Source organism: Blautia caccae, assembly GCF_040095955.1.
In the GTDB taxonomy this organism is placed as follows: Bacteria; Bacillota; Clostridia; order Lachnospirales; family Lachnospiraceae; genus Blautia; species Blautia celeris.
The window spans coordinates 61,299-83,978 of sequence record NZ_JBBMFP010000002.1 but is presented as its reverse complement, the minus strand read 5'-3'; the positions used below and the strand labels follow the sequence as shown (position 1 = coordinate 83,978).

General features: G+C 48.1%; 19 protein-coding genes, 1 other RNA gene and 1 other annotated feature. Of the genes, 2 read left to right on the top strand and 18 right to left on the bottom strand.

The window, feature by feature from the left end; translation table 11 throughout:
- The 5 genes from WMO65_RS02285 to WMO65_RS02265 form a co-directional block, all read right to left on the bottom strand.
- Entirely contained in the window at nt 1-666 is a 666-nt protein-coding gene (locus WMO65_RS02285; RefSeq protein ID WP_033140367.1) for an ABC transporter ATP-binding protein, read from the bottom strand.
- 117 nt (nt 667-783) lie between these two features.
- Complete coding sequence (locus WMO65_RS02280) at nt 784-1,731, bottom strand: sensor histidine kinase (RefSeq protein WP_148391495.1); 948 nt, start codon at nt 1,729-1,731, stop codon at nt 784-786.
- Complete coding sequence (locus WMO65_RS02275) at nt 1,728-2,432, bottom strand: response regulator transcription factor (protein ID WP_054351239.1); 705 nt, start codon at nt 2,430-2,432, stop codon at nt 1,728-1,730. The genes WMO65_RS02280 and WMO65_RS02275 overlap by 4 nt, the downstream gene beginning before the upstream one ends.
- A 16-nt stretch (nt 2,433-2,448) precedes the next feature.
- Nucleotides 2,449-4,365 carry a sensor domain-containing diguanylate cyclase gene (locus WMO65_RS02270; protein ID WP_103732390.1) on the bottom strand — a complete coding sequence of 639 codons (1,917 nt, stop codon included), beginning with the start codon at nt 4,363-4,365 and terminating at the stop codon, nt 2,449-2,451.
- A 76-nt stretch (nt 4,366-4,441) separates the two neighbouring features.
- Nucleotides 4,442-6,844, bottom strand: a complete 2,403-nt coding sequence (locus WMO65_RS02265; protein ID WP_148391496.1) for a response regulator — start codon at nt 6,842-6,844, stop codon at nt 4,442-4,444.
- A 191-nt stretch (nt 6,845-7,035) separates the two neighbouring features.
- Here WMO65_RS02265 and WMO65_RS02260 point away from each other — a divergent pair, with 191 nt between their 5' ends.
- Complete coding sequence (locus WMO65_RS02260; protein WP_148391497.1) at nt 7,036-8,478, top strand: GntR family transcriptional regulator; 1,443 nt, start codon at nt 7,036-7,038, stop codon at nt 8,476-8,478.
- Between the two features lie 75 nt (nt 8,479-8,553).
- On the opposite strand, the gene WMO65_RS02255 is transcribed toward WMO65_RS02260, so the two are convergent.
- Entirely contained in the window at nt 8,554-8,877 is a 324-nt protein-coding gene (locus WMO65_RS02255; protein ID WP_054351191.1) for a branched-chain amino acid transporter permease, read from the bottom strand.
- Nucleotides 8,874-9,566: an AzlC family ABC transporter permease gene (locus tag WMO65_RS02250; protein ID WP_033140372.1), complete on the bottom strand. Its 693-nt coding sequence runs from the start codon at nt 9,564-9,566 to the stop codon at nt 8,874-8,876. The genes WMO65_RS02255 and WMO65_RS02250 overlap by 4 nt, the downstream gene beginning before the upstream one ends.
- A 150-nt stretch (nt 9,567-9,716) precedes the next feature.
- Between WMO65_RS02250 and WMO65_RS02245 the strand changes: the two genes are divergently transcribed.
- Complete coding sequence (locus tag WMO65_RS02245; protein ID WP_054351190.1) at nt 9,717-10,268, top strand: helix-turn-helix domain-containing protein; 552 nt, start codon at nt 9,717-9,719, stop codon at nt 10,266-10,268.
- Nucleotides 10,269-10,529: 261 nt separating this feature from the next.
- Here the strand turns inward: WMO65_RS02245 and queA are convergent, their stop codons facing one another.
- The 11 genes from queA to WMO65_RS02190 all read right to left on the bottom strand — a co-directional run bounded on the left by queA (nt 10,530) and on the right by WMO65_RS02190 (nt 22,625).
- Nucleotides 10,530-11,555: a tRNA preQ1(34) S-adenosylmethionine ribosyltransferase-isomerase QueA gene (gene queA, locus WMO65_RS02240; RefSeq protein WP_148391498.1), complete on the bottom strand. Its 1,026-nt coding sequence runs from the start codon at nt 11,553-11,555 to the stop codon at nt 10,530-10,532.
- Between the two features lie 19 nt (nt 11,556-11,574).
- Nucleotides 11,575-12,177 carry a histidine phosphatase family protein gene (locus tag WMO65_RS02235; RefSeq protein WP_033140385.1) on the bottom strand — a complete coding sequence of 201 codons (603 nt, stop codon included), beginning with the start codon at nt 12,175-12,177 and terminating at the stop codon, nt 11,575-11,577.
- Nucleotides 12,178-12,218: 41 nt separating this feature from the next.
- Nucleotides 12,219-14,636 (bottom strand): phenylalanine--tRNA ligase subunit beta, encoded by a 2,418-nt coding sequence (pheT, locus tag WMO65_RS02230; protein WP_103731614.1) that lies wholly within the window; start codon nt 14,634-14,636, stop codon nt 12,219-12,221.
- Nucleotides 14,637-14,699: 63 nt separating this feature from the next.
- A complete protein-coding gene (pheS, locus tag WMO65_RS02225) occupies nt 14,700-15,719 on the bottom strand; it encodes a phenylalanine--tRNA ligase subunit alpha (protein WP_148391499.1) in 1,020 nt (339 codons plus the stop codon).
- A 49-nt stretch (nt 15,720-15,768) separates the two neighbouring features.
- Nucleotides 15,769-16,000: a binding site (T-box leader), on the bottom strand.
- 44 nt (nt 16,001-16,044) lie between these two features.
- On the bottom strand, nt 16,045-17,007 hold the full coding sequence (locus WMO65_RS02220; RefSeq protein ID WP_148391500.1) for a YihY/virulence factor BrkB family protein: 963 nt from the start codon (nt 17,005-17,007) through the stop codon (nt 16,045-16,047).
- A gap of 71 nt (nt 17,008-17,078) precedes the next feature.
- Complete coding sequence (locus tag WMO65_RS02215) at nt 17,079-18,536, bottom strand: SpoIID/LytB domain-containing protein (RefSeq protein WP_148391501.1); 1,458 nt, start codon at nt 18,534-18,536, stop codon at nt 17,079-17,081.
- Nucleotides 18,537-18,620: 84 nt separating this feature from the next.
- Nucleotides 18,621-19,784 carry a fused MFS/spermidine synthase gene (locus tag WMO65_RS02210; protein ID WP_330641477.1) on the bottom strand — a complete coding sequence of 388 codons (1,164 nt, stop codon included), beginning with the start codon at nt 19,782-19,784 and terminating at the stop codon, nt 18,621-18,623.
- Nucleotides 19,781-20,188, bottom strand: a complete 408-nt coding sequence (locus WMO65_RS02205; RefSeq protein WP_306799858.1) for a fused MFS/spermidine synthase — start codon at nt 20,186-20,188, stop codon at nt 19,781-19,783. The genes WMO65_RS02210 and WMO65_RS02205 overlap by 4 nt, the downstream gene beginning before the upstream one ends.
- Before the next feature lie 132 nt (nt 20,189-20,320).
- Entirely contained in the window at nt 20,321-21,385 is a 1,065-nt protein-coding gene (locus WMO65_RS02200; protein ID WP_148391502.1) for an aldose epimerase family protein, read from the bottom strand.
- A 232-nt stretch (nt 21,386-21,617) separates the two neighbouring features.
- Nucleotides 21,618-21,799: non-coding RNA, 6S RNA (gene ssrS / locus WMO65_RS02195), on the bottom strand.
- Nucleotides 21,800-21,854: 55 nt separating this feature from the next.
- On the bottom strand, nt 21,855-22,625 hold the full coding sequence (locus WMO65_RS02190; protein WP_148391503.1) for an HD domain-containing protein: 771 nt from the start codon (nt 22,623-22,625) through the stop codon (nt 21,855-21,857).
- Between the last annotated feature and the right edge of the window lie 55 nt (nt 22,626-22,680).

The window sequence follows — 22,680 nt, the reverse complement described above, 5'->3', positions numbered from 1 at the left end:
TCACATCACGATTTTTCCGTCCTCAATGCGGACAATACGGTCAGCCATCTGCGCGATCTCTGCATTGTGAGTGATCATAACAATGGTCTGGCGGTACTGTTCGCTTGTCACCTTCAGGATGCCAAGCACGTCCTGGCTGGTCCTGGAGTCAAGGTTTCCGGTGGGTTCATCTGCCAGGATCACGGAGGGCTTGATCGCCATGGCTCTTGCAATGGAGACCCGCTGCTGCTGCCCGCCGGAGAGCTGTCCCGGCAGGCTGTCACACTTTTTCTCCAGCCCCAGAATATCAATGATATCCCGGATATACCTTTTATCCACTCTTTTGTTATCCAGCTTCAGGGGCAGAATGATATTCTCCCACACATTCAGCATGGGAATCAGATTAAACTGCTGGAAGACAAATCCTATCTTTCTTCTGCGGAAAATGGTCAGCTCATCGTCACTGAGCAGCTCCAGTTGTTTTCCGTCCATGACCACGCTTCCGCTTGTGGGCACATCCAGACCGCCCAGCAGATTCAGAAGTGTGGATTTTCCGCTGCCGGAGGTCCCGACGATAGCCAGAAATTCTCCTTTTTCAACTGACAGGTTCACACCGTCCAGTGCTGCCACCTCCGACTCCCCGCTGCCGTATACTTTTCTTAAATTTTTTGCCTGTAAAATCACCATATTGTTCTCCCTCCGATGGTTTTCCCGTACAACGAAAAATAGCCTGTATCATTACAATACAGACTATACCATAAGAATATTTCCAGCCGGTGTCAGAAATATATCAGTTCTGACACATTATCCCCTGTGCAAAAATACAGAAAATGTAGAACCTTTGCCGGGTTCTGAGGAAACTTTGATATATCCCTTTTCTCTTTTGATCACTTCTCTGGCAAAATAAAGCCCAATCCCCACGCCCGGCTGTCCGGACACTGCTCTGGAACGGTAAAAACGTGTAAAGACGGATGCCTGTTCCTGCTCCGCGATCCCGATTCCCGTATCCGCCACATCCAGCCGAAGAAACATGGGATATTGGAGAACGCGCACCGATACACTGCCGCCCTTTGGCGTATACTTTACCGCATTGTCTATGATATTTCCCACAGCCTCTATGGTCCACTTCAGGTCAAACACTGCCTCTTCCGTGGAATCCTCAATCGTAAAGGTGACTCCTTTTTGCCGTGCCTTTTTGGAAAACTGTCTGTCTGCGGCAGACAAAACCTCCCGGATACAGCATTTTCGTGGTTCCAGTTCCAGGATACCGTTTTCCAGGCGCGATAATTTCACCAGGGACTCGATCAGAAAATCCAGCTTGTCCACCTGCTCTATGACTGCGTCGATCTCCTCTGCAAAATCTTCATGAACGGAGAGGTCTCCGGCTTTCCACTTTTCCTGCTGTTCTTTTAACAGCTCCCCATAAATTTTTATATTTGCAATAGGTGTGACGGTCTGATGGGATATGTCAGAGATCAGGGACTGTATCCGCTCCTTCTGTGCGGCAAGAGAAACGGAGGATAACCGGCTGTCATTTAGAAAACGCCACATAGCGCTCTCCAGCTCTGACATTTTCGTATCCTCCAGCTTTCCCTCCGAAAAGGTTCCTGCTGCCGCATCCTCCAACATTTCCTGCAGACGTTTCAGCAGTTTTTTCTCCCGTGCCCTGCACGCTGCAAGGACGAGAGCAAGCGCTGCCAGAAGACAGAGGATGATGCACACACAGATTCCTGTGATCATAGTTGTATTCATGCTCTTTTACCCTTTTCCTGCCGCTCCCACACATAGCCGATACCATAGACTGTCCTGATATAAGCGTTTTCATGCTCTGCTTCCCGCAGTTTTCCCCGCAGCCGTTTGATCACCACCGTGAGGGCGTGTTCCTCCACATACTCTGAATCACCGGACCATATTTCATCTGTCAGTGTCTCCCTGGACAGTACCACACCGGGATTTTCCACCAGTTTTCTTAAAAGCCTCTGTTCCGTTCGGCTCAGCTCCACAGAGGTGCCGTCCACACGGAAATCCATCTTTCGGAAGTCAAAGGCATAATGCTCTGTCTGATAGGTCTCCGGGTTTTCCGTCTCTGTCTCCCTCAACTGGACTTCTATCCTTGCGCGGAGCACCATCAGGCTGAATGGTTTTGTGATATAGTCATTGGCGCCCAGCTTCAGGCCTGTGACAATATCCATCTCCATATTATTTGCTGAGATCAGGATGACCGGCACCTGGCTTTTTTGCCGGATCTCCACCAGCCAATCCAGCCCGTTACCGTCAGGCAGGTTAATATCCAGCAGGATCAAATCTATCTTCTCTTTATCAACTGCAGTTCTTCCCGCCTGGACAGAATCACACTGCAGGCAATGGTACTCCTGTCCTTTCAGCGCCAGGCGGATGCCGTTATTCAGTTTCAGATCATCTTCCACGATCAATATATTCTTTTTTGTTTCCATACCCTGTCTGTTCCTTTTACTTGTTCTCATCGTCTGCCGCTGCTATCACATATCTGTTTCTGCCCTGTCTTTTTGCCTTATATAACGCAAAGTCCGCTTTCTTGTAAAGCGTCTCAAAATCCGTTTCCTTACCCACTGCCAGGACCACGCCGATGCTGGCAGTGATGCTGACACCTCCCTCTGTCCTGTTTCTGAGTGCCCGTATCAGTTCCCCGGCGTGCTCTTTTGCCATCTCTGCACCGGTGATGGACAAAAACGCAATAAATTCATCTCCTCCGATGCGGCCCACGACAGCATCCTTCCCGAACTGTCCTGCAAGAGTCCCGGAAAATTCCACAAGCACTTTATCTCCCGCCGCATGCCCCAGTCGGTCATTGACCTCTTTGAAATAGTCAATATCCAGGATAAAAAAGGCAAACAATTGATCCGGCCCCTGTTCCAGCATCCTGCGCACATGCTCCTGCGTAGCCACTTTGTTGTACAGGCCCGTCAGGGAATCCTTCTGCATCTGTTCCATCATGTACAGCTCATGCCGCTTCTGCTCATCAATATTCTGGCGGTACACCAGCATCCGCACAGAGTTATCTTCCTGCCAGCGGAAAATGTGGGCAGTGATGCGCATCCAGTAATACGTCTCTCCGTCTGTGGTGATCATGAAGTCATACTGCAGATTGTCTCTTCCGTTCTCAAAGGCTTCCAGCACGTTGTCCGGATGGAAGGTACGGATATATCCCTCCCGGTATTCCTCCTTGATCTGCTTTTGGGCAATGATGCCCAGGGCCTTGTCAAAGGGTATGTCCGGCGGTGCCCCCAGGCTTTCAAAATATGCGGAGGTAGCTTCACTGGCTGCCTGGTTATGGGTAATGTCAAACTCATAGATATTCTCGTAAAGCTGTTCCGTAGCCTCCTTAAACACTGCCTGGTGCACCTTCTCCGCTTTCACAGTCAGCTCTATGATTTTCTTATTATACCTGCGTATAACGGAGGTGATTGTTATAAGGACAAGTAAGATGGTTATTACCACGATCGTCATTTCCCTTAAAAGCTGCAGCGACAGTCTCTCATTAAGCTTCGTTGTATCATGGTCTATGATCAGGTACCAGCCCAGATTTTCAATAAAACGGCTGACAACATACCCGCTGCTTTTCTTTGATGAATACCACAGATTCTGGGTTCCTTCACGGCTGCCCAGAATGGTGTCCTTAAGCTTGGCAAAGGCACATCCCTCGAACAGATTGCTGTCCCCCTGAAACCTGGTATAAGTACCGGAAATCTCAACATTCCCCTCCTCATCCACCAGATAGGCATTGACACCAAAATCATTCTCATACCCCTGAAGCAGAGCCTGGAGCGAATCCACGCGGAAGCCCACGCCTACCACTCCCATTACGTCTCCGTCCCCGTCTGTGATGCGGCAGTTGATGAAGACCGTAACCTCATTACCGGCTCCCTCTACCTGGTCATTATCAATCTGTATCCCATAATCGGTGTCCTGTTCCAGGAAACTGTAGAACCATACATTTTCCGGATCTCCTTCCTGGAGGACCCGGTCCAGCCCGTTATAATAATAGTAATTTTTTGTTTTCACGGAAGCCAGGAACACAGAGTCATATCCATACTTATCCCTGTAAGTGTTCAGATAATCCCGCATGGTGTCAATGAAATCCCGGTCTCCCAAATGCTCTTCTTCCCCTTCCAGAAAATCCTTCAGCAGGCTGTCATTAGCCATGGTCAGTGAAATATTGATAGGCTTTGTAAAAATGGTGTCTATCTGATGGTAGATACCTTCAGATGTCAGTCTCGATACACTTTCAATATCCTTTCGGAAAATTCCCTGATTGGATTTGTAACTGATAGCTGATGTCACCACAAAACCTATGACAATAACAATACAAACAAGAAAATTAGTCCGCAGCAGTACATTTTTCTTCATATAGATATCCCCTTGGCCGTTTTCTGTATCTACGTTCCATTATATCTTTGTTCTTTCATAATGGAAAGCGCTTTTTTCAGGAAAGCCATTTTTCCAGTACCAACTGCAGTTGTTCCATATCCAGGGGCTTTGCCAGATGCCCGTTCATTCCGGCTTCCCTGGTTTTCTGACGGTCATCGGCAAAGGCATTGGCAGTCATGGCGATGATCGGCATTGCCCCCACATCCTGCCGCGGAAGCCCACGGATCTTCACAGCCGCCGTACATCCATCCATGACCGGCATCTGCATATCCATGAAGATCAGGTCATAGAAGCCTTCCTCTGACTGACGCACCTTCTCAACAGCAGCTCTTCCGTTTTCTGCGGTATCCACGAAAGCGCCTGCGTCTGTGAGGATCTCTGCTACGATCTCCCGGTTCAGTTCATTATCCTCCGCAAGAAGCACATTTTTCCCTTTATAGGAACCGCGGATCACCGGCCCGGAATCCGCCTCCTGACAGTTCCCGTCCGCAAACTGCTTGAGCTTGTAGATCAGCCTGGAACAGAACAGGGGTTTTGTGATGAAGCCATTGGCCCCCGCCTCTTTCGCCTCATCCATCTGTTCTGACAGGTCGTAGGCAGAGATCATGATGATCGGAAGCTGCCGGCCGGCCTGCCTGCGGATTTTCCGGGTAGTCTCTATGCCGTCCATGTCAGGCATTTTATAATCTATGATCACGGCAAAGTAGTCTTCTCCTGACTTCCCTGCCTGTTCTATCTTCTCAAGCGCCTCCCTGCCCTTTAAAGCCCAGTCTGTCTTCAGCCCGAACTCAGCCAGACGCTCGCAGGTATTTCTGCAGATAAACTCATCATCGTCCACGATCAGCACGGACAGTCCTTCCAGCACACGCTCATCCGTCTGCTCTTCCTGGATCTGCAGACAGACAGATACTGCAAATCTGCTGCCTTTCCCATATGTACTTTCCACATGGATGGTACCGCCCATGAGTTCCGCGATGCTCTTACAGATGGACAGCCCCAGACCGGTCCCCTGGATGGACTGGATTTTTTCATCATCCGCCCGCTCAAAGGGCTCGAAGATTCGATATAAAAATTCAGGCTTCATCCCAATTCCCGTGTCTGACACCACAAATTCATAGAAAGCCATATTCTTCTTATCCGAAAGCGTTTCTCTGATCTCCATATATACGCTGCCACGGGGCGGCGTGTATTTGACCGCATTGGACAGAAGATTCAGAACGAGCTGCTGCAGACGCTGCATATCACTGACCACGATCTCATGGGTAAGGTTATTGACATATGTTTTGAAGATAAGGTCTTTGCTGTGGATCTGCGGCTGCACCATAGTCACCACACCGTGCACCAGCTCAGCCAGATTGACTTCCTCCTCCGCAAGCACAATGCGTCCGCTCTCGATTTTGGACATATCGAGCACTTCGTTGATGAGGCTTAACAGCAGCTTAGAGGAGACTGTGATCTTCCCAAGGCAGTCCCGAATCCGCTCCGGGTCATGGATATGGGATCCGGCGATGGTTGTCATGCCAAGAATGGCATTCATAGGCGTACGGATATCGTGGCTCATTCTTGAAAGGAAGTCAGACTTTGCCATATTTGCCTTCTCAGCCTCCTCTAAAGCGTTTTGAAGGGCCACGGTCTGTTCCGTCAGTTTTTTCTGCATTTCCCTCAGCTCCGTAATGTCCGTCACATCTATAAAAATGACCAGATAGACAGGACAGCCCTTCTGCCAGCCCACACAGGCAGCATTTACCTGCAGCCAGAGCTTCTGCCCCTCCCTGTTTTTTACATACATGGTAAAATGCAGAGGCTTTCCGGCCAGAATGTTTTCTCTCTGCCCCCAGATAGCTTCCTTATTGTCCCTTATATTCCTCTGATATACACTGTTTTCCCCGCGTTCCGCTTCACTGCCGAAATATTCTGCAAAGCGGGAATTAGATTCCAGAAGGATCATGTTGAGTTCCTGATCGATTCTGTATTTCGCCACAAAACCGGGAAGGTTATCGTATGTGACGGACTGCTCCTTCTGCATCTGGATCATGTCATCAATATTGGTTATCACTGTGTATCCCACCTGATATCCGTCCACATACTCATCCGCGAACCGGACAGAGAACTGTACCCAGATATGCTCCCCGCTCTTTCTCCTCATCCTGGTTGCCAGTTTATATCCCTTTTCTCCCCGTCTTAAAGTCTCCATGACTACTCCTGTGATCCGGTCCCACTCTTCCCGGTCTGTTTCATAATACAGATCCGGCCTGTTGTGGAATACCTTCTCATATTCTTCCTTTGGCCATCCGATCATCTGGTAATAAAAATCATTTGCCCAGATGAGCGTAAAATGTTCATCCAGCAGATGCTTGCTCACACTCACCTCCAATAGCTGCATCAGTGTACTGTATTCATAATCCGCTGCTGTCTGACGTTCTATCTGCTTATAGTCTTTTTCCATATTTTCCGACATATACCTTATCCCTTCACACCTTAAGATCTCTTTACATGTGACACCTGTTTCCTGTCATCCATGTTCATATATACCTTGTTCACGTTAACCTTATTATAGTTCACAGGAATAAAATACGCAACATTTTATGGAATTTCGTCTGTGGTGATGGTAAAATAGAGAAAAAGCCAAAGAAAAGAGGGGAATGAAACTTGTACAATGGGCAGAGTTTTTCTGATTTGATCTATCAATTCTATTCCATGCGCATACAATTCGGGTATTATACAGAGGGTGACACTCTGCCTCCCATTGAGACACTCAGCCGGGATTTCCGTGTCTCAACCTTAACCGTCAAGACAGCGCTGAAACAGCTTCGGGATGAGGGATATATCATAACCTGCGGAGGAAAAGCCACAAAAGTAAATACGTCGCATGCAGACCCTGCTTCTGCCGTCCGGTTTCTCTCCGCACGTATGGACCGTTTTGCTGACTTTTATCCGGCAAATGAAATGATTTTCTCTTCTCTGCTCACGGAAAGCTTTCGGCTTATGGAAGAGAAGGATTTTACCTGCCTTCTGGAATTGGCAGATCGGCTGGCAGCGGATGATTTAATGAGATTCTATTCATTCGCCCTTCAAAAGCTGAACAATTCCCTGGTCATGAACCTTTTATGGGAGTCCTCCCTTTACCAGGGCCTGCCTTTTCTGAAGGCAAAAAGATCTTCTGAACTATATGATTTAAATAAAATACGCAGAAGCCTGAAGAACCTCATCCGCTCCGGTAAAGAAAAGGATTTTCAAGCCGTTCACAGCGGTTTCCTGCATTTTCAGAGAACGAACAGGAAACATCTGGTTCAATTTTATGCCGAACAGACAGTCCCGGTACCAAAAGAAGAACAGACGCCTTTCATCTGGCACATATACCGGGAACGCCCGGAAATCTGCTACAGTCTGGCGTCACATATCCTGCACCAGATCTATCTCGGTCATTACCACGAGACACACTTTCTGCCTTCTTATGAAAAAATGGCAGAACTTTACGGTGTATCTGTCAGCACTGCCCGCCGGACGATCCGCCTGCTCTGCCAGTTAGGCGCCGCGCAGTCTATCAACGGAAAAGGCACCCGCATTTTTTCCATGGAGGAGAGCTGGCTTCCCATAGACTGCGGCATCCCTTCCATCCGCCGCAGCCTTGCCTTTTTCATCCAGGCCCTTGAGCTGGTTAAGTATACCTGCCGGGATGTATCACAGACGTTTCTGAAAAAACTTACCAGGCAGAGTAAAAATGCACTTCTCCAGGTTTTGGAGCATGACCTTACTTTTGACCGCAGTGAGCTTACTCTTCTGCATATCGTTAAATATATTGCAGAATACCATCCATGCGCGGGGATAAGAGAAATTTATTTTAAACTATTTGAACTGATGCTCTGGGGATATCCCATAATGACCGGGTTAAAAGAGAGTGATTCACAAAGAAAATGTGTGGAATACGCAGAAATGATCATCCACACGCTGAAGACAAATGATTTTCTCTCATGTGCGGATGCGATTGGACAACTGGCTGTGTGGAAATTTTCCGCTGCGGATGACGCGCTTTGCAGATGCGGATTTGATTTTGAAGCCTTTCGCCTGCTGCCTTCCATACAGCTTATGTAGCCGCTATACCCAAAAAAGAGAGCGAACCAAAGAAACCATCTTTCGGTTCTCTCTCTTTTTTAAGAGGGGTGTGCGTTAAAACACCGCCTGCACGAAAAACATGTACAATACAGTTCCCGCGCTGATACTCAGAAGCATATTTTTCTTCCACCTGTGTACTGCGGTGATAAACAGGATGGCCAGGATTTCCGGAATCCCGTGGCTGCCTGTACCCACAAAGTCTTTCAGGCTGTAGGCAACCAGAAGACCGATAACGGCATAGGGAAAAACCGTCCCCAGATATGTAATAAACTGCGGTGGGTTTTTGCTGTCGGGAAATACCACAAAGGGCAGAAACCTGGTCAGCATCGTCCCCAATGCAACCGCTAAGATCGTGATAATACTCTGCATAACTGTCATTGCTCCACCTCCGGAATCATACTGCCTCTCAGAGCAGTAAAACACAATACGATCAGTACCATAGCCGGCAGCATAAAGTTCTGGCTGCCAAAGATAAACAGGCAGAGAAAAGAACCGCCAAGCCCCACAAGCGCCGGCAGATGTCCCTTCTTATCCTCCCACTGATTCAGGAACATGACCCAGAAAAGCGCGGTCATAATAAACTCAATCCCTTTTGTGTCAAAGTGTATCACATATCCCAGAAGCGCTCCCAGCGTTGCCCCTGAAACCCAGTAAAGCTGTCCCAGCCAGGTGACAAACAGCATAAACCAGCCTTTGTCCACATCCTCAGGGGGGTTGACCGTACAATTGATGGAAAACACTTCATCACACATTCCGAAGATCAGAAACACTTTCTTCCATCCGCAGTTTTTATACCTTTTCAGCATAGGTATCCCGTAGAAGAGATAGCGGGCATTCACCATAAGCGCAAGCAAAAACGCAGAGAACGGATGAAACGCCGACAGCAGCAGATCCACTGTCACAAACTCCATAGACCCCGCATAGATAAACAGGCTCATACACATTGGATAGACAAAAGAAAAACCCTTGCTCCGCATGAGAAATCCATAGGACATTCCCAGAAAGAGAAATGCAACACAGATGGGAAGTGTGTATGGCAGCGCAGCACGAAACGCCTTTTTTTTCATAACACAGCCGCTCCTTTTCAACTTGATTTTATTGCTCTTATTTCATATAATGGATAAGAGAATAATTGACATTCGTCAGATTTACCGAACATTTCGTTATATATATCTTACGACCGTTCGATATATCTGTCAAGCAGGAAAGGAATATTTATGGAATTAGGTAAAATAATTGCTGTAAATTTGAAAGAACTCAGAAGAGAACGCAACCTGACACTGGGACAGTTGTCCAAAATGTCCGGCATCAGCAAAGCAATGCTTTCAGATATTGAAAAAGGGGACAGCAATCCAACCATTAACACCATATGGAAAATTGCAGGCGGACTCAACGTGCCGTATACGAAACTGATCGACGGAATCGAAAAGGAAACCACGGTTGTCCGCCGTTCAGAGGCCACTATGCAGACCGGCGAAACAGACGGCTACCGGGTATACTGCTATTTCAGAAGTACACCGGTGAGAAATTTTGAGCTGTTCTATGTTGAACTGGATGGAGGCTGCGCCAACACTTCCATCGGACATACGGACAAGGCCCAGGAATATATCTATATCATTTCAGGTGAACTGGTGATTCATACAGAAATTATGGATTATACGCTGCATGAGGGGGAGGCCTTTGTCTTTGACTCTTCCATCAGCCACACGTATATCAATCAGCAGGAAATGCAGGTGACGTTTATGGTTGTTAATTATTATCCTCATTAAAGGATACCTCATGATTTCCGCCCGACCGTTCCGATACCCAGGCTTCCCGACATGATCCCCCCTGCGCTGCCCGTTTCAGACATCATCTGTCGTTTTTAATAACAGCCGCCGGGTTTCATAAAAAGACTGCTCCTCCAAGTGCTTTAAGTATATTATAGCCTGATTTCAAATTGAAATCAACGCTGTGCAGAATATATAAGGACCCGCAAAAGCACAGTAATCCTGCACTTTTGCGGGTCCTATTTTCTCCTAAAAACTTACTTACCCAATAAACATAGCATCTCCAAACGAAAAGAACCGATACCTCTCCTTCACCGCTTCCTCATAAGCCTTCATAATATTCTCTTTCCCCGCCAAAGCCGAGACGAGCATCAGCAGTGTAGATTCCGGCAGATGGAAATTGGTGATCAGTCCGTCAATGATCTTAAACTGATACCCCGGATAGATAAAGATCTCTGTCCATCCGCTTTTTGCCTGAAGGTTTCCGTTCTCATCCGCGGCGGATTCCAGGGTTCTGCAACTTGTAGTTCCCACGGAAATGATCCTGCCGCCGTTTTTTCTGGTTTCATTGATCAGTTCTGCCTGGTCTTCCTCCACCACGTAGAATTCCGAATGCATATGATGCTTCTCCACATCATCTACTTTTACCGGGCGGAAAGTCCCAAGCCCTACATGCAGTGTGACATGGGCAATATTGACGCCCATCTGCCGTATCTCCTCAAGCAGCTCCTCCGTAAAATGAAGGCCTGCGGTAGGCGCTGCGGCACTCCCTTCCTTCTTCGCGTAAACGGTCTGGTATCTGTTTTTATCCTCCAGCTTGTGGGTGATATACGGGGGAAGAGGCATCTCACCCAGCTTATCCAGGATTTCCTCAAAAATCCCTTCATAACTGAATTTGATCAGACGGTTTCCCTCCTCCACCACATCAATGACTTCCCCTGTGAGAAGTCCGTCACCGAAACGGATAACCGTGCCCGGTTTTGCCTTTTTTCCGGGCTTTACCAGTGTCTCCCACACATTGTCGCCTTTTCTTTTCAGAAGCAGTATCTCAATCCCTGCATCGGTTCCCACCTTGCTTCCGTACAGACGGGCGGGAATGACCTTCGTGTCATTGATGACAAGGCAGTCTCCCGGGTTCAGGTACCTGGTGATATGTTTAAAATCCGTATGCTCGATCTCTCCTGTTTCCCGGTCCAGATGCAGCAGCCTGGAAGCGGAACGGTCGGCAAGAGGGTCCTGCGCGATTAGTTCCTCCGGCAGATCATAATAAAAATCTGATGTCTTCATTTTTTCTCCTTTATCCCTGTCAGCCAAATACAACATCCTCTTCCAAAAGCTCTGCCCTTCCGTCTGCGACCTCCACAATATTTACGCCGCAGTTTGGCGGAACACAGCCATGCCAAAAATTTCTGATCTCCGCATCCGGATAGACATTCTGTAAAAGTGCCCGCACGGCGCATCCGTGGGACGCAATGAGCAGTGTTTTATCCTGCAGTTTTTCCCTGCATATAAGCTCCTGGAAAAAGTCCTTTGTCCTTGTGCAGATTTCCCTGATACTCTCCCCACCCTTCGGAGGCTCATACACCTCTGTATGGTGGAAAAAATTATCCAGCATATGGGCAGGCAAAAGGGCGGAATCCCGCCCTTCCCATTCGCCGAAGGAGATTTCCCGGAGACGTTCATCGTCGTATATGGGGATATTCCTTCCGGCCAGTATCAGTTCTGCAGTCATTTTAGCCCGTTTTAACGGGCTGGTAAAGCAGAGGTCAAAGGGAATTTCTTTTAAAGCCTCCCCTGTCCGCTTTGCCAGAGTAATGCCGTTTTCATTCAAATCCGTGTCAGAGGCCCCCTGAAGCCTTCTCTGGACATTCCAGGAGGTTTCCCCGTGACGGATAATATAAAGCTTCATATTACCTGCTCTCCTAAAATTTCTGCAAACCGCGCTTTGTCTTATTTACGCAGTTCTATTCCAAGGCCCTCAAGCCCGTTTAAGATTTTCTTCATGGCTGCTGTGATCTCAGCCTCCTCCAGTGTCTTATCTTTTGCACGGAAGGTTACAGAGTATGCCAGTGACTTGAATCCGTCTTTGATCTGGCTTCCCTCATAGATATCGAAGAGTTTGTAACTCTCCAGAATCTTGCCGCCGCGCTGTACAAGTACATGTTCAATCTCTCCTGCCAGTACGTGTTTCGGCACTACCATACTGATATCGCGGCTCACTGCAGGGAATTTGGCGATTCCTTCGTATTTCCTGTCAAAAGTTGCGAACTCCAGAATAGCCGGAATCTCCAGCACTGCAACATAAGCTCTCTCGCCAATGCCGTAGGTGTCCGCTACAGCCGGGTGTACCTCACCCAGATAGCCGATCACGGTTCCCTTGTAGATGATGTCAGCCTGGCGTCCGGGATGCAGGAACGGTTTGCCTGATTTCGGGTCATATTCCTCTTTCTCATGCATTCCGATCTTATCCAGGAATTCCTCCACAACACCTTTCATGGCAAAGAAGTCACCGGCACCGTACATGCCGAGAGTGAACATCATTCTCTCCTCCGGCAGATCCTTAAGGGGCAGTTCCTTCGGCAGATATACATTGCCCAGCTCATAGAGACGCACATCTTTATTTCTTCTCTTATAGTTTGTTCCCAGGGACTGGAGCATACCGTTCAGCGGTGTGGTTCTCATAATGCTGAAATCTTCGCCTAAAGGATTGGAAATGGTGATCACTTTGCGAAGCTCATCCTCTGCCGGGATCAGCAGCTTGTCAAATACCTTGGGGCTTTCAAAGGAATAGCAGTATCCCTGTGAAAATCCGTTGCACTCTGCCATATCTCTCGCAACCTGCTCAATACGCAGCTTAAACGGCAGTTTGCCCGTGGTAGCTTCTCCCTTAGGAAGTGTGGTAGGAATATTGTCGTATCCGTAGAAACGTGCCACTTCCTCCGCAATGTCCGCGGTACGGAAAATATCCGCGCGGAAAGTAGGCGCTACGATCTCATTTGTCTTCTCGTCATATGCCAGCTCCACTTTTGCAAGATAAGAGAGCATTTCCTCTCTGGAAAGTTCTGTACCCAGCAGATCGTTTATTTTCTCCGGCTCAAATGCAACACGGACCGGCTCTTTCACTTTTGCATACACATCAACCATTCCGCCCACAACTTCACCGCAGCCAAACTCTTCAATCAACTGGCAGGCTCTGTCAATGGCTGCCTGCGCATTGTTGGGATCAAGGCCCTTCTCGAATTTGCCGGAGGCATCTGTCCTGAGTCCCACTTTCTTGCTGGAAAGGCGGATATTTACACCGTCAAAGCAGGCAGCCTCAAATAATACCGTACTTACGCTGTCTGTGATCATGGAGTTCTCTCCTCCCATGATACCTGCAATTCCCACCGGCTTTCTGCCGTCGCAGATCATCAGCACGGAATCATCCAGAACACGTTCCTGTCCGTCCAGTGTCACAAACTTCTCATCCTTAGAAGCGCGGCGCACAATGATCTCCTGTCCCTCAATCGTATCCATATCGTAGGCGTGCATGGGCTGTCCGTATTCTTCCATCACATAGTTGGTGATATCCACCAGATTGTTGATCGGACGGATACCGTTTGCCGCCAGGCAGCGCTGCATCCATTTTGGTGAAGGGCCGATCTTAACATTCTTTACCACCCTTGCGCAGTAACGCGGGCACAGATCCTTATCTTCCACGGTCACCTTGATGTAATCATGGGCGTCCTCCTGATTTCCTTTTACTTCCACAGCCGGAGGAATGAATTTCTTATTGAAAGTTGCTGCTGCCTCCCTTGCAATACCGATCACACTGTAACAGTCCACACGGTTTGAAGTGATCTCATATTCAAATACCACGTCATCCAGACCCAGCGCGTGAATAGCACTCTCACCGACCACAGCGTCCTCCGGGAAAATGTAAATACCGTATTCCGGAGCTTCCGGATAAAATTCCCTGGTGGAACCCAGCTCCTCAATGGAGCACATCATGCCGCAGGACTCAATGCCGCGCAGTTTTCCCTTTTTGATCAAAACACCGCCCGGTGTCTTTTTGCCGTCGTGACCGCCTGCCACACGGCCTCCGTCCAGAACGACAGGAACCTTGTCACCCTCTTTTACATTCGGCGCACCGGTCACGATCTGAACCGTCTCTGTTCCCACATTGACCTGGCAGATGATTAGCTTGTCCGCGTCCGGATGGCGTTCGATCTTCTCAATCTGTCCGATGACAATTTTATCCAAATCCGCATCCAGCTTCTCAAAGCCTTCCACTTTGGTTCCGGATAAGGTCATTGCATCTGTATATTCCTGTGCCGTAACGTCCAGATCCGGCACATACATTTTAATCCATGATAAAGATGTATTCATTGTTGTTCTCCTCTATAATTATTATTCTGCCTCAGGATCTCCTGATCATTTTCTTCTCCTCGATCAGAACTGTTTCAGGAATCTGGTGTCGTTTTCGTACAGAAGTCTCATATCATCAATCTCATATTTCAGCAGTGCAATACGCTCCAGTCCCACACCAAAGGCGAAGCCTGTGTATTCTTCCGGGTCAATGCCGCACATTTCAAGAACATGAGGATGTACCATGCCGCAGCCCAGAATCTCGATCCAGCCGGAGCCTTTACAGAAACGGCAGCCTTTGCCTCCGCATTTGAAGCAGGAGACATCCACCTCTGCGCTCGGCTCTGTGAACGGGAAATGATGGGGACGGAATTTTGTCTTTGTCTCCGGTCCGAACAGCTCTTTTGCAAATTCTTCCAGCGTTCCTTTTAAGTCTGCAAAGGTAATGTGTTTGTCAATGACAAGTCCTTCAATCTGGTGGAAGGAAGGAGAATGGGTTGCATCCACCTCGTCGGAACGGAACACGCGTCCCGGTGCGATCATACGGATGGGCAGTTTTCCCTTTTCCATGGTACGCGCCTGTACCGGGGAAGTCTGGGAACGCAGGCAGATCTTATCATCAATAAAGAAGGTATCCTGTTCATCTCTTGCAGGATGTCCCTCCGGAATGTTCAGTTTTGTGAAGTTGTAGTCCATATACTCCACTTCCGGGCCTTCCACCACTTCATAGCCCATGCCGATGAAGATACGCTCCACTTCCTCCAGCGCTATGGTGTTGGGATGTCTGTGGCCGATTTCCATTTTCTTAGCCGGAAGAGTAACATCGATCACTTCTGTTTTCAGTTTTTCTTCCATAACGGCTGCTTCCAGCTTTACTTTTGTGTCTTCCAGATGCTTTTCAATCTGGGCACGTGTCTCATTTACCCACTGTCCGACCTTTGGCCTGTCCTCAGCAGCTACCTCTTTCATACCCTTTAAAACTGCTGTCAGCTCTCCTTTTTTTCCAAGGAAAGCAACACGTACATCGTTTAATTTGTCCAGGGAATCCGACTCCTGGATGCGCTTTGCAGCTTCTTCCTGAATCCGCTGTAATTTTTCTTTCATGGTTATCTCCTTATGATTTTATTTCTGACAATAAAAAAAGACCCCGCCCGAAAGGGACGAAGCCTGTAAAGTCCGTGGTACCACCCTTGTTCCCATCTGTCAAAATTACAGTGGGCACTCATATCTGTTTAACGCACAGTGACGGCATTTCCTACTGCTGCTTCAGAAATGCGGCTCCGGTGGGAATCTCAATGGTTATCTGAACTGAGAGGAGCTTGCAGCCGGTGACTCCTCATCTCTGACAGAAGATAAACATCTACTGACACCTTCACAGCCTTTTTCATGTATTGTCTGTAAACCATTTTAGCCATTAATCTGCAATCTGTCAAGAAGGTTTGTCAGCTTTTCTGTCTTTTTCTTCCGATTTCTTTACAGAATCCTCTGTTTCTCCCTCTTCTTCCTCGTCATCCCTTCCTATTAACTGCTGATATTCCCTTTTAAGGGTTTCCGTTGCCACCTGATGCACCCATTTGAATTTTTCCTCAAAATAGCAGTTGATCTGTGCGCCGATCATCATGATATTCATACAGAAGTACATCCACAAAAGGATCAGTATGATGGTGGTCATGCTTCCGTACATGTTCGACGTTCCCTCATAATAATCAAAATAAAGGGAAAATCCGAAGGAAAATGCAGACCAGCTCACTGCCGTAAACACCGCCCCGGGCATCTGGCTTCGGAAGGTAGCCTTCCTGTTTGGCACAAATTTATACAGAAAAAGGAACACCACACACAGGGCCAGCAGGGTGATGGTCACTCGCATGCTGATGATCATGGACACCAGCTTGTCGAGAAACGGCAGGTGCTTGCTCAGCTCCCTCTGCAGACTGTTGCCGAAGACCTGAAGGATCAGCGTCAGTATAATGGCAATGACAAAGACAAGGGTGTAAAATACAGACCGTATTCTTGTCACAATATAATTCCTGGTCTCTTTTACCTGATAAATACAGTTGAATCCATTGGTAAGCGACTGGATTCCTTTGCCTGCGGACCACAGGGCAATGACACCGGAGAGAGGGACAACAGTCAGGGATTTCTCATACACTTCATTGACTATGCCCTGGATAAAGGTCTCAAAGCTCTCGGGGCAGATCTGCATTACCGCATTGATCACTTCCTGTCTGTTAAGGGGCGTATACCGCACAGAAGTCATGAGAAGGAGCATAAATGGGATAAAGGAAAGTATGATAAAATAAGCAGCCTGTGCAGAGTAGGCTGACACGTGGTTCTTATTCATATTTTCCATAAATCCGGTGACTGTGCGCACCACACTTTTTAGTATCTTCATTTTATCTGCACCCGCATGTAAATTCTGCATTATTTTCCCATTATAGCATGTGCCCCTTCGTATGACAAGTTTCACAGAATGCTGCTGATGTCAGCCAGCTCAACATCCTGGTAAAAGTATGCAAGTATCTCCCGGTAACCCATTCCCGCTTCTGCCATTCCTTTTGCACCGTTCTGGCTCAAGCCTACGCCGTGACCGTAACCGCCGCCCTTTATCACATAACCTGTGAGGACATTATTTTCATCCCTCTGTTCCTCCAGTGTAAAATACGCGCTTGGAAGAAGATTGGAGCCCTTCACCACAGAGCCGTCCTGCCTTGTTATGGACAGTCCGTCCGGGGACAGCAGGGCACGTATATCGTACTCATTGCTGATATTGTAGACTCCCTGATCTGTGTCCAATGCCAGGCTCATGACAACACCGCTGTCTCCTGTCTTCTCCACATCAACCCCATATATTTCCTTTACCCCCGCGTATTTTGTCTGTACGGCTTCCAGCAGGCGTTCCCGGGAAAAGGAGATGCTCCACTGATGCCACGGCTCCTGCGCGTCATAACTGCAGTCCACGCTTTTTAGGTAGGAGGCAGGAGCGGAAACCTCCCACACCTCATCCGTGCTGGTTTTTCCGCTGGATGTGGAGAAATAATAGGCGGTGATCGGCTGACCATTGCTTTCCAGGATCTCTCCTTTTGTCTCATCCACAGCAGCATTGGCCTCGGCAGCCTCCCCGCCGTTTTGATAGACCTGATAGGCTACACTGTCATCCACCTGGGCCCCCAGATCCGACAGCGCGCTTTTCTGCATCTGCACACAGGCGTACGTTCTGGCGCAGACTGCCTGGGCTTTCAGGGCTTCCTTGTCGTAGGACGCCGGCATTTCACTGGGTACCACACCGTACAGATATTCCTCCAAAGGCAGAGTATTCACAAGGCGCAGACCTCCCTGCTCCTGATAGACCGTAAAATCGCCCCTGTAGGCAGGATTACCCTGCTGTCTTTCCACTGACAGCAGGGTTGCCCTGTTTTCCTCTCCGTCTGCCCGAAGCTCCAGCTTTCCATCCTTAAAAAGAGGACTGTCCGCGGTCAGCTCCAAGGTCTCACCGTCTGCATAATCCATTTCCTGGCTTCCCTGAAGATGATAACTGCCATGAAACTGCAGACTTACACTCTGATGTGTATATCCCTTATATCCGTCTGTCATAAGCAGTACGGAAATCCTGGGTTCCTGTACAGCCGCCGCTGCCGATTCACTCTTTGGTGTTTCGGCAGGCTGACTGTCATCCTGCTCTGTATCATCAGCCTGAGGATCTGTGTCTGCAGTTTCTGCAGCACTCTCCTGTCCGTTTTCTTCTGCTTCTGCATGGTTCTGGGAGGATGCCGGCAGAGTCAGACCGGCGCTGGCCCGCTCATTTTCTTTTATCATATTTTCCTGCAGGCTCTGCGTCCGGTAACTTTCCTGTCTTCTCACTCCCGCTCTGTTTGCCTGCCATACAATCACGATTCCGATTACGGCAAGCAGTATGATCAGCATTTTCCATTTTAATTTCTGCTTCCAGTCCATATATTAATATATGAAGGAAGAAAAGATTTCATACCCTTTGGGCAATTTTCCGGCTTATCCCAGATACAGTTCCCTGTAATAATCCAGTTCTTCCCCTATGATCTCATCTAAGACTTTCATTCCCAGAAGCTCTACAGGTGCCTTGTCATCGGTCAGTATCCTGTCTTTTCCCTCATATCCGGTAAGTTCAGCCGATACGGTTTCCATCATGCCCTTTAGCTCTCCATCTGGAAGTTTTTCCGTGTTTTTCTTAAGCATTTCCGGAAGACCCGCCTCGTTGGAAGCAAAGACCTCCATATTGGTTCCGCCGTCCACAGGCACGGTGTACACATATTTGAACACAGAGGCTATGGTATCACAGAGATAGTCATTGATGGAATCCTCGGAGCTGGATTTCATATTCATATTGACCACCATCACCCCGTTCTTCTTCAGATGGCTTTCCACCTGGCTGAAAAATTCAACAGAGGACATCTGAAAAGGGATGGTGATATCCTGGTAGGCGTCCACCATGATCACATCATAGGCTTCCTCAGAGGCTGTCAGATAGGCTCTGCCATCCTCCACTGCCACTTCCACACTGTCAGGCAGCCCGAAATAGTCCGTTGCGATATCCGCTATCTTCTCATCAATCTCTGCCCCCTGGATTTTGGTTCCCGGAAAATACCGGTCACAGTAATCGGCAAAGGTACCGCTCCCAAGCCCCAGTATCATCACGTTGTTATCTTTTTTTGTGTGAATGCCTGCCATCACCGGGGCTGCCAGCGCATAGTCATAATACATGCCTGTCAGTTCCCGGTTCTTCGCCTTGATGGACTGCACGCCGAAAAGCACATTGGTGGACAGAATCGTCTGGTCTTCACTGTCTTTTACCTGCAGATAATTATAGATGGACTCATCCTCCAGTGTCACATCCTTCTCCCAGAAAGCGAAACTGAATCCCGGTGTCAGCGCTGCCAAAACGAGAAGCACGACAGCGGTTCCGATACAAAGTCCTCTTTTTCTTTTGACTGTCACAAAGTACACCACCGCGATAGCTGCCAGAACCGCTGAAAATATCAGGAATGTGGCTGCAGTCCCCACTGCCGGAATGGTGACAAATGTAGGGAGAAAAGTACCGATAATACTGCCGATGGTGTTCAAAGCGCCCAGCTCTCCCACTGTCTTTCCGTTGTCATCCAGATTACTCACGGAAAACTTCACCAGAGACGGTGTCACGGTTCCCAGCAGTACACAGGGAAACGCGAAGATTGCCAGACAGGTAAAAGCGCTGCCCAGACCAGAAAATTAGACTTTATAAAAACTGCCAAAAGCAGAGATATCCCCGCGATCAGATATCTGCCGGCAAACGGTATCAACGCGATCCATATGGCAGCGATCAAAAGCCTCCGATACAGCCTGTCCGGATCATGACGTTTGTCCGCAGAGCGTCCGCCCCACACATTTCCAATCGCCATTGCGATCATGATCACTCCGATGATAACGGTCCACACGATCTGGGAAGAACTGAAATAGGGCGCCATAAGCCTGCTTGCCCCCAGTTCCACAGCCATCACAGACATGCCGGAAAAAAACTCTGTTACATACAAGAAATATTTGTTTCTCAATAATCTGGACTCCATGTTTTGCCTCCTGTTGTCTCTTTTATTTTCCCCGCCTTCTTACGGGACAGAAAACGGGCTGCCCCAAGGCCGTCCGCACCGAAATCCGGCGCCGGCGTGCCTGCCTGCGGCAGCCCGTCTTCTTTTTTATGCCTACGCTTCAGTTACAAACTGATAAATTGTGGTAGTATCGTATTTCTCTCCGGCTTTCAGAACAGAGGACTGGAAATTAGCCTCATTGCAGGCATTGGGATAATACTGCGTCTCCATACAGAAGCCGGCACGCTTTGTATAGACACTGCCTCCCTTTCCGTTCTCGTTGTTGATGAAATTACCGATGTAGAACTGCATGCCGGGAAGATCTGTGAACACCTTCATGGTAATGCCTGTCTCATCACTGTGAGCAGCGGCTGCTTCTTTCACCTCGCCCTTCTCCCTGCAAAGTGCATAGTTATGGTCATAGCCGCCTCCGAAGATGAGCTGTTCATAGTCAGCCTCCACATCCTGTCCGATCTTCTTTGGAGAAGTAAAGTCCATGGGTGTGCCCTCCACCTTCAGGATCTCCCCTGTGGGAATAGCTTCGGAATCAGATACCGGGGTGAATTCCGGTGCATGGATCTGAACCACATGATTCAGCATGCTCTCCGCTCCGGCATTATGTCCTGCCAGGTTAAAGTAGGAATGGTTTGTCATGTTCACCACAGTATCCGCGTCTGCACTTCCCGTATAATGCATAACCAGCTCATTGTCATCAGTGAGCTTATAGGTTACATATCCGGTAAAGTTTCCGGGGAATCCCTGGTCACCGTCCGGGCTGAAGATACGGAAGGTTATGCTGTTCTCCTGCTCCTTTACTTCTTCCACATCCCATACGCGGGTACGGTAGAAATCCGGGCCGCTATGTAAATTATTTTTGTTGTCATTCTGAGCCAGCACATATTCTTTTCCGTTAATGGTGAATTTTGCTCCGCCGATACGGTTTCCGTTCCTGCCGATGGGGGAACCGAAATGAGGTTTATTCTCATAATACCCTTCCACGGTATCATAGCCAAGAACCACATCGGTCAGCTTTTTATTTTTATCCGGAACCATCACGCTGACCAGTATGGCACCGAAATCTGTAACAGAAGCTGCCACACCATTTTCATTTTTCAGTTCATAGAGAAATACATCTTTTCCTTCAGGACTTTTTCCAAAGCTCTTTTTTGTCACTCCCATGTCTTCATCTCCTGTTTTTCATGATTTAATATCAATGAGTCCTGCCTGCCGGACTCCTGCGCCGAAGCGTGCGGTCATCTGCCTGCTGCGCCAACTGCGCATTCCCCTGAGGGTCCATGTTCCTATTGTTATAAACAAAAAGAGTCTGATTCTTCAGACTCTCGCATCAAATGCGGCGTTCCTGCTGCAAATGTCCACTATTCATATATATCAGCAAACCTGCTGTTATATTAATAATCCCAGGATGCCGTTTCCTACTTTCTGACTCCTAGCCTAAGCCAGGTGGGCAACCGCAACTGTTCTTCTGCCTTCCGCTGCGCAATGACGGCCTGACATCTGAACAGAAATATAGGAATCCCGTTTAAAGAAATGTAGGTTCAAAAACTGTAGGAGCATCGCACACCCCAGGATTACTTCGTATCTTTATTATACTCTAGTATATGAACTTTTTCAACAAAAATGCACACACTTAATAAATTTTTTCTTCAATATAAATATTACAGATAGAACGCACTTCTTCCATATCCGCCTTTGTCTTGGGATTCCCATAAGGAATGCGGTCTATATTCCGGTTCATGTAGTCCTGATTCTTAATGTAAAGGAAACTGGAAGGGAAGTTTAAGTCAAAGATAAAAGCCAGATAGGATATCCACATATCCATATGCGTGGTTCTCTCCCCCCGCCGGATACAGCGGTGTTCTCTTATGGCGTTCAAGATGTTTTCTGAGACAGGTTCAAGCCCTACCTGTTCTGCAGAAATGCCAAAGATGGCCTCAGCCTTCTCCGTATCCTTTACCCTGAAATTATCCAGTTTATCCGCATCCCTGATGATCCTGCAGTGCAGGAGTTCCCTTCCCTCTACTTCCTTTGGTATTTCATAGAGGGAATGACAGGCAATCGCTGTCCTGATGATAGGGTCATACCTGTCATCGCGGATAAACTGCCTGATCATGCCGTCCTCAAAGAGGACCTTTACGCCGAACTCGGCATGGTCAAACAAATTGTCGTCATAGCTGTGGAAGGTCTTCAACTGTTCAAACCGTCCGATATCGTGAAGCAGAGCTATGAGAAGAGCCAGTTCGTGGTCTTCCTTGGAAATCTTCTCTTCCCTGCAGATATAGTCCGCTGCATCCAGGACACAGAAGGTATGGACCTCCTTCAGCATGATCTTATCGTCGCTTCTGTCGTAATGATTGAGATATTGCCGGAAACTTTCTTTTGCATATTCCAAATCCATCATATATTTTCTCCGCTGCCCGAGGACCTTTGAATATCTCCGGGTATGAAACAGGAAA

Excerpts from the sequence above, each read along its gene's own strand:
- WMO65_RS02285 (WP_033140367.1), bottom strand. The coding sequence starts at position 666 with ATGGTGATTTTACAGGCAAAAAATTTAAGAAAAGTATACGGCAGCGGG.
- WMO65_RS02280 (WP_148391495.1), bottom strand. The coding sequence starts at position 1,731 with ATGAATACAACTATGATCACAGGAATCTGTGTGTGCATCATCCTCTGT.
- WMO65_RS02275 (WP_054351239.1), bottom strand. The coding sequence starts at position 2,432 with ATGGAAACAAAAAAGAATATATTGATCGTGGAAGATGATCTGAAACTG.
- WMO65_RS02270 (WP_103732390.1), bottom strand. The coding sequence starts at position 4,365 with ATGAAGAAAAATGTACTGCTGCGGACTAATTTTCTTGTTTGTATTGTT.
- WMO65_RS02265 (WP_148391496.1), bottom strand. The coding sequence starts at position 6,844 with ATGTCGGAAAATATGGAAAAAGACTATAAGCAGATAGAACGTCAGACA.
- WMO65_RS02255 (WP_054351191.1), bottom strand. The coding sequence starts at position 8,877 with ATGACAGTTATGCAGAGTATTATCACGATCTTAGCGGTTGCATTGGGG.
- WMO65_RS02250 (WP_033140372.1), bottom strand. The coding sequence starts at position 9,566 with ATGAAAAAAAAGGCGTTTCGTGCTGCGCTGCCATACACACTTCCCATC.
- WMO65_RS02245 (WP_054351190.1), top strand. The coding sequence starts at position 9,717 with ATGGAATTAGGTAAAATAATTGCTGTAAATTTGAAAGAACTCAGAAGA.
- queA (WP_148391498.1), bottom strand. The coding sequence starts at position 11,555 with ATGAAGACATCAGATTTTTATTATGATCTGCCGGAGGAACTAATCGCG.
- WMO65_RS02235 (WP_033140385.1), bottom strand. The coding sequence starts at position 12,177 with ATGAAGCTTTATATTATCCGTCACGGGGAAACCTCCTGGAATGTCCAG.
- pheT (WP_103731614.1), bottom strand. The coding sequence starts at position 14,636 with ATGAATACATCTTTATCATGGATTAAAATGTATGTGCCGGATCTGGAC.
- pheS (WP_148391499.1), bottom strand. The coding sequence starts at position 15,719 with ATGAAAGAAAAATTACAGCGGATTCAGGAAGAAGCTGCAAAGCGCATC.
- WMO65_RS02220 (WP_148391500.1), bottom strand. The coding sequence starts at position 17,007 with ATGAAGATACTAAAAAGTGTGGTGCGCACAGTCACCGGATTTATGGAA.
- WMO65_RS02215 (WP_148391501.1), bottom strand. The coding sequence starts at position 18,536 with ATGCTGATCATACTGCTTGCCGTAATCGGAATCGTGATTGTATGGCAG.
- WMO65_RS02205 (WP_306799858.1), bottom strand. The coding sequence starts at position 20,188 with ATGGAGTCCAGATTATTGAGAAACAAATATTTCTTGTATGTAACAGAG.
- WMO65_RS02200 (WP_148391502.1), bottom strand. The coding sequence starts at position 21,385 with ATGGGAGTGACAAAAAAGAGCTTTGGAAAAAGTCCTGAAGGAAAAGAT.
- WMO65_RS02190 (WP_148391503.1), bottom strand. The coding sequence starts at position 22,625 with ATGATGGATTTGGAATATGCAAAAGAAAGTTTCCGGCAATATCTCAAT.